The sequence below is a fragment of the Streptomyces sp. NBC_01446 genome (genome assembly GCF_026340095.1).
GTDB classification, from domain to species: domain Bacteria; phylum Actinomycetota; class Actinomycetes; order Streptomycetales; family Streptomycetaceae; genus Streptomyces; species Streptomyces aureus.
Map to the genome: position 1 here is coordinate 473300 of NZ_JAPEPO010000001.1, position 16012 is coordinate 489311.

Here is a 16012-nt window from a genome sequence, read left to right on the forward strand (position 1 = left end):
GATCAGCGGGACAGGACCGTGCAGGCGCTGACGCCCGGCGCGCCGTACACATGGGTGAAGCCGGTGCGGGGCTCGCCGGGGACCTGACGGTCACCGGCCCGGCCGCGCAGTTGCTGGACGACCTCGTAGACCTGGCGAAGACCGGACGCCCCGATGGGTTCCCCGTTGGCGATGCAGCCGCCGTCGGTGTTGACCGGCAGCACGCCGCCGATCTCGGTGGCACCTTCGGCGATCAGGCGTTCCTGCTCACCGTCCTCGCACAGCCCGCACTCGGCCATGTGCATGACCTCGGCGCCGCTCTCGGTGTCCTGCAACTGGCATACGTCGATGTCACCAGGGCCGATCCCGGCCTCCTCGAAGGCGGCGGCAGAGGCGGCGCGGCTGACGCTGGTCGGCTCGCCCCCGGCGACCCACGGGCTGAACACCTCGAACGAGCCGAACTGCCGGGTGCGCAGGGCCGCCGCACGCAGGGCGACGGACGGGCCCTCAAGGGTGCGGGCGACCTCGGGCGAGCACAGCACGAGTGCGGCGGCGCCCGCTCCCGGGGAGCAGAACATGTAGCGGGTCAGCGGGTCGCTGACCATGCCGGAGTCGAGGATCTCCGCGGCGGACACCGGTTTGCGGCGCCACGCCTCGGGGGTCAGCTCACCATTCCTGTAGGCCTTTTCGGCCACCCTGGCGAGCGTGTGCGGGGTGATGCCGTGGTCGTGCATGTAGCGGCGGATCTTCATACCGAAGAACTGCGTGGTGACCATCAGTCCATCGCTGCCGTACTCCGTGCCCAGGCCCCAGTCCTCGGGCCTCGGGTCGAAGGCGCCGCGCGGGTGCTTGTCGAAGCCGACGGCGAGGACGACGTCGGCCATGCCGGAGCGGATGGCGTTCACGCCGGAGATCAGCGCGCTGCCTCCGGTGGCGCAGCCGTTCTTGACGTTCACGAACGGCACGCCGGTCAGGCCGAGTTCGGCCACCAAGGTGTCGGCGAGCCCGGCGCTGTCGCTGCCGCCGAACGCGGCGCGCACCCGCGGCCATTCGATTCCGGCGTCCCGCAGCGCGGACTTCACCGCGCTGACGGCCAGCTGCCGGCCGCTCGCCTCCGACCGGCCGAACGCGGTCCGTGCGGCTCCGCAGATCAGCACGTCCGCGGTCATGAGCTCTCCTCCGCTGCTGTCGTGGGCCGGGCCCGTGGCACGCCGTCGCCGGCACGCACCGTGAGCGGCATGCCGATCCGGATCGCGTCGAGGTCGTCGACCTCCAGTACGGCGGCCACGCGGACGCCTTCGTCCAGTTCGACGTAACCGACCGCGAACGGCTCGAAGCCGCCGGGCGGGGGCTGGTAGGGCGGGGACTTGGGCGCGTACCGCTGCACGGTCCAGGTCCACAGCGTGCCCGCGCTCCTGAGGAGGGCCGGCTCGGCCGGTCCCCCGCAGCGCGGGCACGCCGCGTCCGCGGGGTAGACCGCGACCGAGCAGCCGCGGCAGCGTGCGCCTTGGAGCCCGGCGGCCGGACTCCGCGGATGCGTGGTCATCCGGCTCAGCGCCCCTGCCACTTGGGCTCGCGCTTCTCCAGGAACGCCGAGACCCCTTCGTTGGCGTCCTCGGAGTTGAGGGCGACGCCCACGGCGAGGTGCTCCATCACCATCAGCGACTGGGTGTCGGCGTCGAGGCTGCGGTCGATCGTCATCTTGGTGAGCCACATCGTGAACGGGCTCTTGTCGGTGAGGTGGGAGATGAACTCCTCGACCGTCTCGTCCAGCTTCTCGGCCGGCGCGTGGTCGTTGATCAGGCCGAACTCGGTGGCCTCGATACCGGAGAGCAGCTTGCCGGTGAGCATCAGCTCCTTGGTCTTGCGGATGCCGATCATGCGCGGCACGCGGTAGATCGGGCCCGCTCCGCCGAACAGCGCGCGACGGATGTGGAAGTCACCGATCTTGGCGTCGTCGGCGGCGATCGCGAAGTCGCAGGAGATCATGATCTCGAAGCCGCCGGCGGTGACATGGCCCTCCAGGACCGCGACCGAGGGGGTCTTCATCGAGTAGAGCCGGTCGCACACCTTCGCGGACTTGACCGCGACATTGATGGCGTCCGACTTGCCGACGAAGTCGGCCTTGAGGCTGTCGAGGTCGAAGCCCGAGCAGAAGGTGCCGCCGCGCCCGCGGAAGACCAGGACCCGCAGCTCGGGGTCCTCGTCGACCTCGGTGATGATCTCGTCCAGCCGGTCAAGGATCGGCACCGTGACGCAGTTCTTCTTCCACGGGCGGTTGAGCCAGACGCGGGCGACATGGCCGTCACGCTCGAACTGGATCTCGTCTTCCACTGCCATCTCTGTTCCTCCGCTTCAAACTGAACTGAATTCATTACGAGTCTGGGGAGCCGTTGATCCACTGTCAAGCCCAACTTCGAGATTGGTTCAGCGGATGCCGGCCAGGCCGCCCGCGGATCAGCTCCCGCCGTCCGCCGTAATGTCGACGAGAACCTTGACCCGCCGCGCATCTCGCACGTCATGCAGCCCCTCGACGGCGTCACCGAGGGGGATGTGGTCGATCCAGCCGTCCGTCGGGTAGTACCCGGCGGCCATGTGCTCGATGACCCGCTCGAAGACACCGTCGGGGTACGCCTCGCAGCCGAGCAGGGCGAGTTCGGCCAGGCGCACGACGGAGGCGTCGACGGCGACCGGGCCCGAGTAGAGGGCGACCAGCACGACCGGCGCCCGGGCGGCCACCGAGCGGATGGCGGCGTCCAGCACCTCCGGCCGCCCCGCGCATTCGATGGCGGCGTCCACTCCCTTCCCTCCGGTGTGGGCCATCACCGCCCCCACCACGTCGTCCACGCCGGGATCGAGCACGCGGGCGCCGTGCCGGGCGGCCGCCGCGCGGCGCGACGCCGAGGGCTCCGCCACGAGCACGTCGTCGACGCCGTGCGCCTTGAGCGCGAACAGAGCACCCATACCGACCGCGCCGGCTCCCATGACCAGAGCGCTGCCACCAGCACGGACACCGGCCCGCTCGATCGCGTTCAGCCCCACGGCCATCGGTTCGACCAGAGCGCCCTGTTCCAGTGGGACGGCGTCGGGCAGCCGGTGTGCGGAAGCGGCCGGCACGACCACGTACTCGGCGAGTCCGCCGCCGGGCGAGGTCACGCCGATCGCCGCGAGGGCGGTGCACAGGTGGGACAGGCCCGACGTGCAGCGCGGGCACACCCCGCACGTGCGGATCGGCCGTACGCAGACACGGTCGCCCGCCGCGACGCGGTCCACGTCCGCGCCGCACCCGACGACCGTCCCGGCGAACTCGTGACCCAGCGTCTGCGGCAGGGTCGCGCCGGTCAGCGGGTTGGGTTCGTGCGTGGCACGCGGCATCTCGAAGTACTCGTGCACGTCGGTGCCGCAGATGCCCGCGTACGCCACGCGGATCTTCACCTCGCCGGGTCCCGGCTCGGGTTCGGGCATCTCCTCGATCCGCAGGTCCTTGGTTCCGTACAGCCTGGCGGCGAGCATCGTTCCTCCCGGGGATCACGCTGGAATCGCCTCGTTGCGACCACCCGAGAGTGTCACTGAACTGAACTGACTTCAATGTTTCTCTTGAGACCTGCACCTACTTCGGTTCAGTATGGAGAGGTCTCTGTGAGCATCCGCCCCCACGCCGTCGCGGCCGGGGGCAGTCAGGAGTGCAGCACATGCCGCGCGCTCAGCATCCCGTCCGCTTTGTCACCGCTTCCAGCCTCTTCGACGGGCATGACGCCTCGATCAACATCATGCGGCGCATCCTTCAGGCCCAGGGTGCGGAGGTGATCCACCTCGGGCACAACCGCTCCGTGAGCGAGGTGGTGGACGCCGCGCTCGAGGAGGATGTCCAGGGCGTCGCCGTCAGCTCCTACCAGGGCGGCCACATCGAGTACTTCGAGTATCTGGTCGAGCTGTTGCGGGGGCGCGGCGCCGGGCATGTGCGGGTGTTCGGGGGCGGCGGGGGCGTGATCGTCCCGCAGGAGATCGAACGGCTCGCGGCGGCCGGCGTGCGCATCTTCTCGCCGCAGGACGGTCAGCGCCTCGGCCTCGTCGGCATGATCCGGTCGATGATCGAGGACTGCGACCGCGCTCCGTGGCTGGAGGAGCCCGCAGACATCGTGCGGGTTCTTGAGGGTGAACGCCCGGCGCTGGCCCGTGTGTTGTCCTCCGCCGCGGCCGGGACGCTGCCGGCCGCCGAGCTGCGCCGCCTGGAGAAGGCGGCCTCGGCGCGCCAGGTACCGGTCCTGGGCATCACCGGCACCGGCGGCTCGGGCAAGTCCTCACTCACCGACGAGCTGGTCCGCAGGATCCGTATCGACCAGGGCGATGCGCTGCGCGTGGCGGTGCTGGCCGTGGACCCGACGCGGCGGCGCGGCGGCGGGGCCCTGCTCGGCGACCGCATCCGGATGAACGCCCTCGACGGCGACCGCGTCTTCTTCCGCTCCCTCGCCACCCGCGGCACGAGCGAGCTGCCCGAGGGGCTCGGCGAGTCGATCACCGCCTGCAAGGCCGCCAGATACGACCTGATCGTGGTCGAGACGCCCGGCATCGGGCAGGGTGACGCCGCGATCGTGCCCTTCGCGGATGTGTCGCTGTACGTCATGACGCCGGAGTTCGGGGCTGCGTCGCAGCTGGAGAAGATCGACATGCTCGACTTCGCGGACGTCGTCGCCATCAACAAGTTCGAGCGCAGGGGCGCGGCCGACGCGCTGCGCGACGTGGGCCGCCAACTCGTCCGCAACCGCGAGGCGTTCGGCTCGCGGCCCGAGGAGATGCCGGTGTTCGGCACCAGCGCCGCGACGTTCCACGACGACGGGGTCACGGCGCTGTACCAGCATCTGCGGGGGCTGCTCGGGGAGCGCGGCCTGGCACTGCGCCCGGGGGCGCTGCCCGAGGTGTCGGTACGGCACTCCAGTGGGGCCGCGCAGATCGTGCCGCCCTCCCGGGCGCGCTATCTGGCCGACATCGCCGAGTCGGTGCGTACGTACCATGCGGGCACCGACGACCAGGCACGTGCCGCCCGCCGGGTGCAGCAACTGACGGCTGTTCGAGATGAGCTGGCGGCTTTGCCTGCGCCGGCCGACCCGGTGGAGCAGCTGCTCGTCGAGGCACGCGGGGCGCTGGGCGACGACGTGCGGCAGGCCCTTGAGCAGTGGCCGCAGACCGTACAGGCGTATTCCGGGGACGAGTTGGCGTTCACCGTGCGCGGGCGTGAGATACGTACCCCGCTGGTCCGCGAATCGCTGTCGGGCAGCCGCATCCCCCGGGTGGCGCTGCCGCGGACGACCGATCACGGGGAGCTGGTGCGGTTTCTGCGCGAGGAGAACCTGCCGGGCTCGTTCCCGTTCACGGCCGGTGTGTTCCCCTTCAAGCGCGACGGCGAGGACCCCGCTCGGATGTTTGCGGGCGAGGGCGATCCCTTCCGTACCAACCGCCGTTTCAAGCTGCTGTCCCAGGGCGGCGCAGCCACCCGCCTTTCCACGGCCTTCGACTCGGTCACGCTCTACGGGCGCGACCCCGGCCTGCGCCCCGACATCTACGGCAAGGTCGGCACGTCCGGTGTCTCGGTGGCGACGCTGGAGGACATGAAGGCGCTGTACGAGGGCTTCGACCTGACCGCGCCGACCACCTCCGTCTCGATGACGATCAACGGTCCCGCGCCGACGATCCTCGCCTTCTTCCTCAACACCGCGATCGACCAGCGGCTCGACGCCTTCGCAGGCGAGCACGGCCGCGCGCCCGACGACGAGCAGGCGCGGGAGATCCGGGCCGAGGTGCTGAGCCAGGTGCGCGGCACCGTCCAGGCCGACATCCTCAAGGAGGACCAGGGCCAGAACACCTGCCTGTTCTCAACGGAGTTCAGCCTGCGCATGATGGGCGACATCCAGGAGTGGTTCATCGAGCAGGACGTGCGGAACTTCTACTCGGTCTCCATCTCCGGCTACCACATCGCGGAGGCGGGGGCGAACCCCATCAGCCAGCTCGCGTTCACGCTCGCCAATGGGTTCACCTACGTCGAGTCGTATCTGGCGCGCGGCATGGACGTGGACGACTTCGCGCCGAACCTGTCGTTCTTCTTCTCCAACGGCATGGACCCGGAGTACGCGGTGCTCGGCCGGGTGGCCCGCCGCATCTGGGCGGTGGCGATGCGCGACCGGTACGGAGCGAACGAGCGCAGCCAGAAACTGAAGTACCACGTGCAGACCTCGGGCCGCTCCCTGCACGCCCAGGAGATGGACTTCAACGACATCCGCACCACACTGCAGGCGCTCATCGCGCTCTACGACAACTGCAACAGCCTGCACACCAACGCCTACGACGAGGCGGTCACCACCCCCTCAGAGGAGTCGGTGCGGCGCGCGCTCGCCATCCAGCTGATCATCAACCGCGAGTGGGGCCTCGCGATGAACGAGAACCCGCTCCAGGGCTCGTACGTCATCGACGAGCTGACCGACCTCCTGGAGGAGGCCGTGCTGACCGAGTTCGAGCGGATCAGCGAGCGCGGCGGGGTCCTCGGCGCGATGGAGACGGGCTATCAACGGGGCCGCATCCAGGACGAGTCGATGCTGTACGAGGAGCGAAAGCACGACGGTTCGCTGCCGATCATCGGCGTCAACACCTTCCGCGCTCCGCACGCCGACGAGGAAGGGCAGGCAGCGGCCGTCGTCGAACTGGCCCGCGCCACCGAGCAGGAGAAGCGCTCCCAGCTCGCCCGGGTCCACGACTTCCAGGCCCGCCACGAGGACGCCGCCCGCGAGGCGCTCGCTGCCCTGCGGTCCGCGGCGACCAGCGGCGAGAACGTCTTCGCCGTGCTGATGGACGCGGCGCGGGTGTGCTCGCTCCAGCAGATCACCGAGGCGTTCTTCGAGGTCGGCGGCGCCTATCGGCGCAATGTCTGACACCCGCCGGCCGACAACGAACCTGCGACCACCGACCACCGACCACCGACCTGCGACCAGCGACCAGCGACCAGCGACCAGCGACCAGCGACCAGCGACAGCCGAGGAGACATCCCGATGTGGCCCACCCATCCGCCCACGGCCGAGCGCGCCGCCCACTACCGTGCCGTCGGGGCATGGCGGGACCGCCCGGTAGCCCGGTATCTGCGCCGAGCCGCCGCCCTGTGGCCGGACGCGCTCGCCGTGGTCGACGGTGCGCACCGCATGACGTTCGCCGACGTCGACCGGCAGGCGACGGCGCTGGCCGCCGCCCTGCACTCCCGCGGAATCGGCCAGGACGACGTCGTGTCGTTCCAGCTGCCCAACCGGGCCGAGGCCGTGGTGCTCTTCCAGGCGGTCATGAAGGTGGGCGCCGTCGCCAATCCGATCGTGCCCATCTACCGGGGCAGCGAGCTCCGCTTCATCCTCGGCCAGGCGCGGACCAGGATCGCGTTCGTGCCCGGCCGCTACCGGGGCTTCGACTATCCGGACCTCTACCGGCGCCTGCGCGACGACCTCCCCGAGCTGCGGGACGTGGTGGTCGTGGGCGGGGACGGCACCGAGGAGCCGGCCGCGATCTCCTGGGAGACCTTCACGGGCTCGGCCGGGCCCGACCCCGAAGCGACGGTGCGCGCGCTGCCCGAACCGGATCCCGACCAGGTCTGTCTGCTGCTCTACACCTCAGGGACGACCGCGGCTCCCAAGGGCGTCCTGCACAGCCACAACACCGTGGTCTTCGAGAACTCCGCGCTGATCGACGGGTTCGCGCTGAACGAACGCGACGTGATCTTCAACCCGTCCCCGGTCACCCATGTCACCGGGGTGAACTGCGCCCTGGTGCTGCCCTTCCTGCTCGGTGCCCCCGTGATCCTCCAGGACCGGTGGGACCCGGCGTCGGCACTGCGCCGGATCACCGGCGAGGGGGCGAGCTTCGCGATCTTCTCCACGCCCTTCCTCACCGATCTGCTCGACGCCGCCGAGACCGCGGACGTGACCGCGCCGACGATCCGCTACCTCGTCTGCGGCGGTGCGGACATCCCCGACGAACTGGCCCGGCGGGCCGCGGCCCGGCTCGGCGTGGTGACCCGGATGTACGGGGCGACCGAGGGCCCGTCCGTGACCGCGGCCAACCGGTGGGCCCCGGCCGGGATCCGCACCCGCACCGACGGCGTGCCCCTCGCCCCTACCGAGGTCGTGGTCGCGGACGGCTCGGACGCCCCGGCGCCGCAGGGCGTCCTCGGCGAGGTGCACTGGCGCGGCCCCGACACCTGCCTCGGCTATCTCGACGACCGCCTGAACGAGGACGCGTTCACCCCGGACGGCTGGTTCCGCAGCGGCGATCTGGCCCGGTTCGACGAGCACGGCGCCCTCCACATCGAGGGCCGCATCAAGGATGTCGTCAACCGCTCCGGCGAGAAGATCAGCGTCCGCGAGGTGGAGAACCTCATGGCGGAGCATCCCGCCATCGCCGAGGTCGCCGTCGTCGCCGGCCCCGATGCCCGCACGGGCGAGCGGGCCTGCGCGTTCGTCGTGACGACGGGCGAGGGACAGGAGCTGACGCTCAAGGACATCGGCGAGCACCTGACCGCCGGTGAGGTGGCCGCGCAGAAGATCCCCGAGAGCCTGTTCCTCGTCGACGCCCTGCCGTACACGACGAGCGGAAAGATCAAGAAGTTCGCCCTCCGGGAGTGGCTGCGCGACCGTACACAACCCGCGCGTGCCGTGGCGGACATGACCGTCCTCGCCGTCCACGAACGGTGACAGTCCCCTCCCCCATCCCCTCCAGAAAGGACCCTCATGTCTGTCGTCTCCCGTCTCGGCGTCGTCGGCTGCGGCCTCATGGGCTCCGGCATAGCCGAGGTCGCAGCACTGCGCGGTCTCGACGTGACCGTCGCCGAGTCGACGCCGGAGTCCGCCGCCTCGGGCCGTGCCCGTGTCGTCGCGTCCCTGGACCGCGGACTGCGGCGCGGCAAGCTCACCGAGGCCGAGCGCGAACAGGCCCTGGCCCGGCTTTCGTTCACCCACGACCTGGGCGAACTGGCCGACCGGCAGTTCGTCATCGAGGTTGTCGCGGAGAACCGGGAGGTGAAGACCGAGGTGTTCCGGCAGCTGGACAAGGTGCTCGTCGACCCCGACGCCGTTCTCGCCACGAACACCTCCTCGATCCCCGTCGTCGACCTCGCCGTGGCCACCGGCCGGGCCTCCCATGTCGTGGGGCTGCACTTCTTCAACCCCGTACCCGTGCAGCAGTTGGTCGAGGTCGTGCCCGCGCTGACCACCGACGCCGGCACCGTGGCGCGTGCCCGCGACTTCGCCGTCGAGGGGCTGGGGAAGGAGGTTATCCAGGCGCCCGACCGTTCGGGCTTCGTGGTGAACGCCCTCCTTGTGCCGTATCTGCTCGCCGCGATCCGCATGGTGGAGTCCGGCACGGCCCGCGCCGAGGACGTCGACCGCGGCATGGAGCTGGGCTGCGCCCATCCGATGGGTCCGCTGCGGCTGCTCGACCTGATCGGCCTCGACACGGCGCAGGCCGTGGCGGAGTCGCTGTACGGGGAGTTCAAGGAGCCGCTGTACGCGGCTCCCCCGCTGCTGCGGCGGATGGTGGCGGCGGGACACCTGGGGCGTAAGAGCGGGCGCGGGTTCTACGTGTACGAGGGCTGAGTCCGCGGGAGAGGGCCGGCCACTGGATTCCAGCGGCCGGCCCTCTCGCATGCGTCAACGGTCAGGCCCTGCCGCGCAGTTCGTCCGCAGCGCGCTCGGCCATCATCATCACCGTGGTGTTGGTCGGCTCCGCCGGGATGTCCGGCATGATCGACGCGTCGATGACGTACAGCCCCTCGACACCGTGCACCTTGCCGCTCTGGTCGACGACCGCGCCCGGGGTTCCCTCACCGCCCATGACGCAGGTCCCCACGGCATGGCAGCAGGTGTTCTTGCCCTGGAGGACGGCGCGGACGAGGTCGGCGTCGGACGTCACGTCCGGGCCCGGCCACGTCTCGGCCCGCACGTACTTCTGCAGCGGGCCCGACTCCATGATCTTCCGGACCTCGCGGATGCCGGAGACCATGCGGTGCAGGTCGTCGGGGTGGTCGAACAGACCGAGCCGGATGTGCGGCGCGGCGTCGGGGTCGCGGGAGGTGATCTCCATGCTGCCGAGCGAGTACGGGCGGTACAGGACGAGCGGCACAAGCAGTACGCCGGGCTCCGGCGTGAGCACCACCGCGTGCAGGTCGACCTCGCCCGCGCTGCCGGCGCCGCCCGAGGGGAACGCGAGCACGGTCTGCAAGGGCGGCGTGATCTCGCCGACGGCGTCCTCGTCCACCGCGTAGGTGACGTACACCATCGAGTGGTCGCGCAGGTTGCGGCCGACGCCTTCGACGCTCCGCACCACCGGAATGGACAGCTCGTCGAGCAGCCTCCCGGGGCCGATGCCGGAGCGCATCAGGATCGACGGGCTGCCGATGGACCCGGCGGCGAGGACGATCAGGTCGCCCTCCAGGCGGGTGCCGTCGGTGAGGAGGACCGCGCGGGCGGTGCCGTCGTCGGTGAACTCGACGCGGTCGACGGTCCGTTCGCCGAGAACGGTGAGGTTGTCGCGGTCGCGGGCCGGGGCGAGATAGGCGATGGCCGTGCTCTGCCGGACGCCGTCCTTGCGGTTGAGCGGGAGCGGTCCGGCGCCGCGCCGGTCCGCGCCGTTCACGTCCTCGTGAACGGGGTGGCCTGCCTGGGCGCAGGCCTCCAGGAACGCGGACCCGACGGGGCGCATCCCGTCGTCCTCGGTGAACCGCGTGATGCGCACAGGCCCTCCGGTGCCGTGCAGGTCGCCGCCGGCCGGGTCGTCCTCCAGCTTCTTCAGGTACGGCAGGACCTGGTCCCAGGACCAGCGGTCGTGGCCGAGGCCCGTCCAGCGGGCGAAGTCCTCGGGGGTCGGCCGCAGGGCGTTGGCCCCGTTGACGGACGAGCAGCCGCCGATGACCTTGCCGCGCAGGACGGGGACGACGCCCTGCTCGACCACCCCGAACGTCGGGACGCCATCGGCCTCGCGGACGCCGTCGCTCGACGCGTAGCCCCAGTCGTGGGTGGTGAACCCGATGCGGTTCGCGTCGAGGACCTCGGGGGCGGTCTCCTCAGCGGTGGGGTAGTCGGGGCCCGCTTCGACGAGGGTGACGTTGTTGGCGGGGTCCTCGCTGAGCCGGGCGGCCAGGACACCACCGGCGGAGCCGCCTCCGCAGATCACTATGCGACGTGCCATTGCAGCCTCTTCTCTTCTTGAGGTCGTCTGTGCGGTCGACGTTGCGGCTGTGCGGTCCTGAGCGCGGTTCTGTTCAGGCGGACACGGCCGCCGCGAGCTCCTCGGCCAGGGCGCGACCCTCCGCGATGGCGTGGGCGATGCGACGCGAGACGACGCAGTCGCCGACCGCGTGGACGCTCTGGCCCTCGCCCGGGGTGATGTCCGGGCGGTACGGGAGCCGTTCGCCGACGGTCACGAGAACGTCCGCGGCGACACGCGACTCGTGGCCGTCCATCACGTTCCGCAGCCGCAGTCCGTCGGGCGTCGTGGCCGTGACGGCGGTCAGGGGGACGACGCGCAGTGGCGCTCCGGTGAGCCGGTTCATCAACTGGGTGCGGTTCTCGGGCGACAGGCCGGTGGCGAAGCCGTTGCCGGGCGTGATGACCGTGACCTCACGTGCCCCGGCCGCCAGCGCGCTCTCCGCGGCGCTGATCCCCTGCCACCAGCCGAATCCGTCGTCGAGGACGGCGACCCTGGGCGCCTGCGGCACCACGTCCGCGTACCGGTGGAGGAAGTCGGTGCTGCTGAGGGTCCGCAGCTCCCCCGGTACGGGCACGGGCGCCTCGCGCGCACCGGTGGCGAGCACGATCCGGGAGTACCCGGCCAGGTCGGCGGAGGTCAGGGTGGTCCCCAGCAGGACGCGGACGCCGAGGTCGGCGAGCTGGTCACGCTGATGGTCGACGATCTTCTGCCAGCCGGTACGGTGCGCGCCGAGGGCGGCCAGGCGTGCCTGCCCTCCGGTCTCCCGGGCGGGGTCGTGGACGACGACCTCGGCGCCGCCGCGCGCGAGCGTCATCGCGCACTCCATGCCGGCCGGGCCTGTGCCGAGGACGGCGACGGGGCCGCGGCGCGAGCCGGGCCGGGTGAGCAGAAGAGGTACGGCCGGGCGGCGGGTCGCGGACTCCGGCGGTCCGAGCTCCGGGTTGACCGAGCACGATCCGGTGGGTTCGAAGGTCCGGCAGCCCTCGTTGCAGCCCGTGCAGGGGCGGATGGAGCGTTCGTCCCCGGCGACGACCTTGCGCGCGAAGTCGGGGTCGGCCATGAACGGCCGGGCCGAGCCGACCAGATCGGCGCCCGAGCCGAGCGCCCGCTCGATGTCCGCCGCGGACCGGAAGCCCTGGCTGACCAGCAGCGGCACCCCGACCGCGGCGCGCAGCCGGGCGACGGACTCCAGGAGCGGCGGGCGGGTGGTGGCCATGCCGGGCACGTAGGTGTTGCGGACGCCGGTGGTGACATTGACGTAGGTGAACGGCACGGCGGCGCTCAGGCGCGGCAGCAGCTCGACGAGATCGTCGAGAGCGAGCCCGGAGTCCGCGCCGGGCTCCACCGACACCCGTACGCCGATGGGGTGTTCGCCGATCTCGGTGCGGATGGCGTCGATCACCTGGGCGAGGAGCGCGATCGGGTCGCCGTACTCGTCGTCGCGGGTGTTGTTGACGCGGGAGAGGAACTGGGCGAGCAGATAGCCGTGTCCGGCGTGCAGTTCGACGCCGTGGAAACCGGCCTGCACGCTGTTGCCGGCGGAGACACGGAAGGCGTCGACGACGCGGCGTACTTCCTCGGTGCTCAGCGCGTGGGGCGCGCTCGCCTCGCGCGGGGAGCGGACGGCGGCGGCGGAGACCGGCGCGTAGTACGTGCCCGCGCCGAGGGTCTCGCGGCCCAGATGGACGAGTTGGGCGATGGCTACGGCGCCGCCTTCGATGATGGCCTCGGCGCGGCGGCGCACGGCGTCCTTGATCTCGGGGCGCCATGCCTCGGTGAGATAGCGCTGCGGCAGGGTCGACTCCGGGGCGACGGCGGTGCCGCCGGTGATGACCATGGAGGCGCCGCCTTGTGCGAGGCGCCGCCAGTAGGCCGCGTCGGCTTCGGTCGGAGCGCCGTCGGCGACCGCCGCGGTGGCATGGGCGGTGGCGACTAGGCGGTTGCGGAGGGTGTGCCCGCCGAGCGTGAAGGGCGTGGCGAGGGCAGGGGTGTGCGGTGCAGTCATGTGTGTCTCCCCTCGGCTCAGGCGGCGGTGGCGGTGTTCGGGGTGAGGCCGATGAGCGCGGCGAGGCGTGCGCGGTGTCCGGCGGGCGTGCCCAGCAGCACGGCGCCGCTGCGCGCGCGACGCACGTACAGATGCGCGTTGTGCTCCCACGTGAAGCCGATCCCGCCGTGCAGCTGGACGTACTCGGCCGTGGCCAGGCGGAACGTCTCGGAGCAGACCGTGGCGGCGGCAGCGGCGGCCACCGGCAGCCGAGGTGAGCCGAGGGCGACGCATGCGGTCGCGTACGCGGACGCCGAGCGGGCCGCCTCCAGGGCGACCAGCACATCGGCCAGCCGGTGCTTGACGGCCTGGAACGACCCGATGGGCCGCCCGAACTGGTGTCGCTGCGCGACGAATTCGACGGTGGCGTCCAGTGCGTGGCCGCTGCCGCCGACCTGTTCGGCGGCGAGCGCGGCCCGCGCCGTGTCGAGGACCGCCGCCGCTTCGTCGGACTCCCCCACCGGCGTCGCGGGCGCGCCCCGGAACTCCACCCGCGCCTGGCGGCGCGTCTCGTCAAGGACGCGGTGCGGGGTGCGCACGCAGGTGTCGGGGTCCGGTTCGACGGCGAACAGCCGTGGTCCGTCGGGTGTTTGAGCCCGTACGAGGACGAGGTCCGCGGCCGCGCCGTCCAGCACGAAGTCCGCCGCGCCGCGCAGCACCGTGCCGTCGCGCGCGGGCTCGGCGACGATGCCGGGCTCGTCGTCGTGGAGGCCGGCGACGGTCGCGGTGAGCGTGCCGTTCGCGATGGGCGGCAGATAGCGCTCACATGCCTGCCGGTCACCGCTCGCGAGCAGGGCGGGCGCGGCGAGGCCCACCGTGGACAGCAGCGGCGCGCTGCACAGGGCGCGCCCGGACTCCTCCATGGCGACGGCGAGTTCGGCGAAGGTGTAGCCCGATCCGCCGTACTCCTCGGGGATCGCGAGACCCTGGACGCCGATCTCGCCCGCGAGCCGCGCCCACAGCGTCTCGTCGTGTCCGCGCGGCCCGGTCATGTGCTTGCGGACGTCCTCGGGTCCGCTGACCTCGGTGAAGAAGGCGCGCAGAACGGTGCGCAGTTCCCGCTGCTCCTCGGTCTCGGACAGCAGCCGGGGGTCGATGTCGGGGTGCAGGTGGTGCATGGGGTCTCCAGCGTGCTCGTGTGGGCGGGGCTCAGTGGACGCGGGTCACTTGACGGGGCCGTGGGTGCCGGGGCCGGTTCCGAGGGGGATGCCCTGGGTGACCTCGACAGGCAGCCCCGCGCCCGGATCGGTCGAGATCGTCTTCGTCAGCAGAAACTCCTCGACGGCGCCGGGGCCGTGCTCCCTGCCGAGCCCCGACTGCTTGAAGCCGCCGAAAGGCGAGCCCAGGTCCGCCGCGAAGGTGTTGACGGAGAACGTGCCGGTGCGCACGCGCCGGGCGACCTCGAAGCCGTGCGCCGCGCCCGCCGTGAACACCGAACCGGCCAGGCCCAGTTCGCTGTCGTTGGCGATGCGCACGGCATCGTCCTCGCCCCGGTGCGGGATGAGCGCGGCGACGGGTCCGAAGATCTCCTCCCGCGCCACGGTCATGCCGTTGTGCGCGTCGGTGACGAGGGTCGGCTCGTAGTACCAACCGCGCGTCAGGCCCGGCGGGCGGCGTCCTCCGTAGGCGATGGTCGCGCCCTCCTTGCGCGCGGTCTCCACGTAGTGGTCGACGCGGTCGCGGTGGCGCGAGGTGATCAGCGGGCCCACCACCGTGTCGGCTTCCATGGGGTCGCCGACCTTGAGCGAGGCGAATCCGTCGGCCAGCGCTTCGGCGTAGGCGCGGTACTGCGATTCGGGCACGAGCAGCCGGGTCTGGGCGACGCAGCTCTGACCGGCGTTGGTGCCGACGCTCGCCCCGATGAGGACCGGGAGTACGTCCTCCATCCGGGCGTCCTCCAGCACGATGGCCGCGGACTTGCCGCCGAGTTCGAGCACGCAGGGCCGGATCAGCTCACCGCAGGCCGCCCCGATCCTGGCCCCCACGGCGACGGAACCCGTGAAGCTGACCATGTCGACACCCGGGTGGCGGACCAGGTACTCGGACTCGGGGGCACGCGCCGCGACGATGTTGAGGACGCCGGGCGGCAGCCCGATCTCCTCGCAGATCTCCCCGATGACGAAGATCGCCAGCGGGTTGGGTTCGGTGACCTTGACCACGACGGTGCAGCCGGCGACCAGCGCGGGCCCGGCCTTCTGGCCGATCGCGGGCAGCGCGAAGTTGTACGCCGGGAAGCTCGCGACGACGCCGACGGGCTCCTTGACGACGAGGCTGGCCCCGGCCATCGGGATGATGCCGCCGCCCGCCGACCGGCCCGCGAGCGACGACAGGTCGCTGACGCGCACTTCGGCCGTGCGCAGGCCGCGGCCGATCTCTGCGCTGTAGTTGAGGCTCATCACGGGCGACACCGTCTGGTACACCTGCGACAGGACCAGGGTGCAGCCCAGCTCCTCGGTGATCAGCTCGGCGAGTTCGGCGCGGCGCCGCTCGATGCCGTCGGCGAGGCGGGTGAGGTGGTCGGCCCGCTGCGCCGGCGTCAGCCGGGGCCATTCCCCTTCGTCGAACGCCCGCCTGGCCGCCGCGACCGCCGCGTCTATGTCCGCCTTGGACGCGGCGGGGACCCGTCCGACGCGCCGCTCGGAACGCGGCGAGATCACGTCGAAGTGGTCGGTGCCGTCGGCGGGCCGCCACGAGCCGTCGATGAAGAAGGCGTTGTGGTCGATGGTGCTGGTGGTTCCACTGGTGCTCATGCTGCCC

At 71.5% G+C, this 16012-nt stretch carries 11 protein-coding genes; 3 read left to right on the forward strand and 8 right to left on the reverse strand.

Annotated elements, in window-relative coordinates:
- Window positions 1-2 precede the first annotated feature (2 nt).
- From OG456_RS02150 to OG456_RS02165, 4 genes are all read right to left on the reverse strand, one after another.
- Window positions 3-1148 carry a thiolase family protein gene (locus OG456_RS02150; RefSeq protein ID WP_266556666.1) on the reverse strand — a complete coding sequence of 382 codons (1146 nt, stop codon included), beginning with the start codon at window positions 1146-1148 and terminating at the stop codon, window positions 3-5.
- Entirely contained in the window at window positions 1145-1525 is a 381-nt protein-coding gene (locus tag OG456_RS02155) for a Zn-ribbon domain-containing OB-fold protein (protein WP_266556672.1), read from the reverse strand. The genes OG456_RS02150 and OG456_RS02155 overlap by 4 nt, the downstream gene beginning before the upstream one ends.
- A 5-nt stretch (window positions 1526-1530) precedes the next feature.
- Window positions 1531-2319, reverse strand: a complete 789-nt coding sequence (locus OG456_RS02160) for an enoyl-CoA hydratase/isomerase family protein (RefSeq protein WP_266556674.1) — start codon at window positions 2317-2319, stop codon at window positions 1531-1533.
- A gap of 117 nt (window positions 2320-2436) precedes the next feature.
- Window positions 2437-3492 (reverse strand): alcohol dehydrogenase catalytic domain-containing protein, encoded by a 1056-nt coding sequence (locus tag OG456_RS02165; RefSeq protein WP_266556676.1) that lies wholly within the window; start codon window positions 3490-3492, stop codon window positions 2437-2439.
- A gap of 179 nt (window positions 3493-3671) precedes the next feature.
- On the opposite strand from OG456_RS02165, the gene icmF reads away from it, so the two are divergent.
- The 3 genes from icmF to OG456_RS02180 all read left to right on the forward strand — a co-directional run bounded on the left by icmF (window position 3672) and on the right by OG456_RS02180 (window position 9599).
- Window positions 3672-6899, forward strand: a complete 3228-nt coding sequence (gene icmF, locus OG456_RS02170; protein WP_266556678.1) for a fused isobutyryl-CoA mutase/GTPase IcmF — start codon at window positions 3672-3674, stop codon at window positions 6897-6899.
- 117 nt (window positions 6900-7016) lie between these two features.
- The gene (locus OG456_RS02175; protein WP_266556680.1) at window positions 7017-8699 is read left to right on the forward strand and encodes an AMP-binding protein; all 1683 of its coding nucleotides are present in this window, start codon (window positions 7017-7019) and stop codon (window positions 8697-8699) included.
- A 36-nt stretch (window positions 8700-8735) separates the two neighbouring features.
- On the forward strand, window positions 8736-9599 hold the full coding sequence (locus OG456_RS02180; protein WP_266556682.1) for a 3-hydroxybutyryl-CoA dehydrogenase: 864 nt from the start codon (window positions 8736-8738) through the stop codon (window positions 9597-9599).
- 61 nt (window positions 9600-9660) lie between these two features.
- On the opposite strand, the gene OG456_RS02185 is transcribed toward OG456_RS02180, so the two are convergent.
- The 4 genes from OG456_RS02185 to OG456_RS02200 all read right to left on the reverse strand — a co-directional run bounded on the left by OG456_RS02185 (window position 9661) and on the right by OG456_RS02200 (window position 16005).
- Window positions 9661-11190 (reverse strand): GMC family oxidoreductase, encoded by a 1530-nt coding sequence (locus OG456_RS02185; RefSeq protein ID WP_266556684.1) that lies wholly within the window; start codon window positions 11188-11190, stop codon window positions 9661-9663.
- 73 nt (window positions 11191-11263) lie between these two features.
- Window positions 11264-13216: an FAD-dependent oxidoreductase gene (locus tag OG456_RS02190; protein ID WP_266556686.1), complete on the reverse strand. Its 1953-nt coding sequence runs from the start codon at window positions 13214-13216 to the stop codon at window positions 11264-11266.
- A gap of 17 nt (window positions 13217-13233) precedes the next feature.
- Entirely contained in the window at window positions 13234-14373 is a 1140-nt protein-coding gene (locus OG456_RS02195) for an acyl-CoA dehydrogenase family protein (protein WP_266556688.1), read from the reverse strand.
- A 45-nt stretch (window positions 14374-14418) separates the two neighbouring features.
- Entirely contained in the window at window positions 14419-16005 is a 1587-nt protein-coding gene (locus tag OG456_RS02200) for an aldehyde dehydrogenase (RefSeq protein ID WP_266556690.1), read from the reverse strand.
- Window positions 16006-16012: the final 7 nt, after the last annotated feature.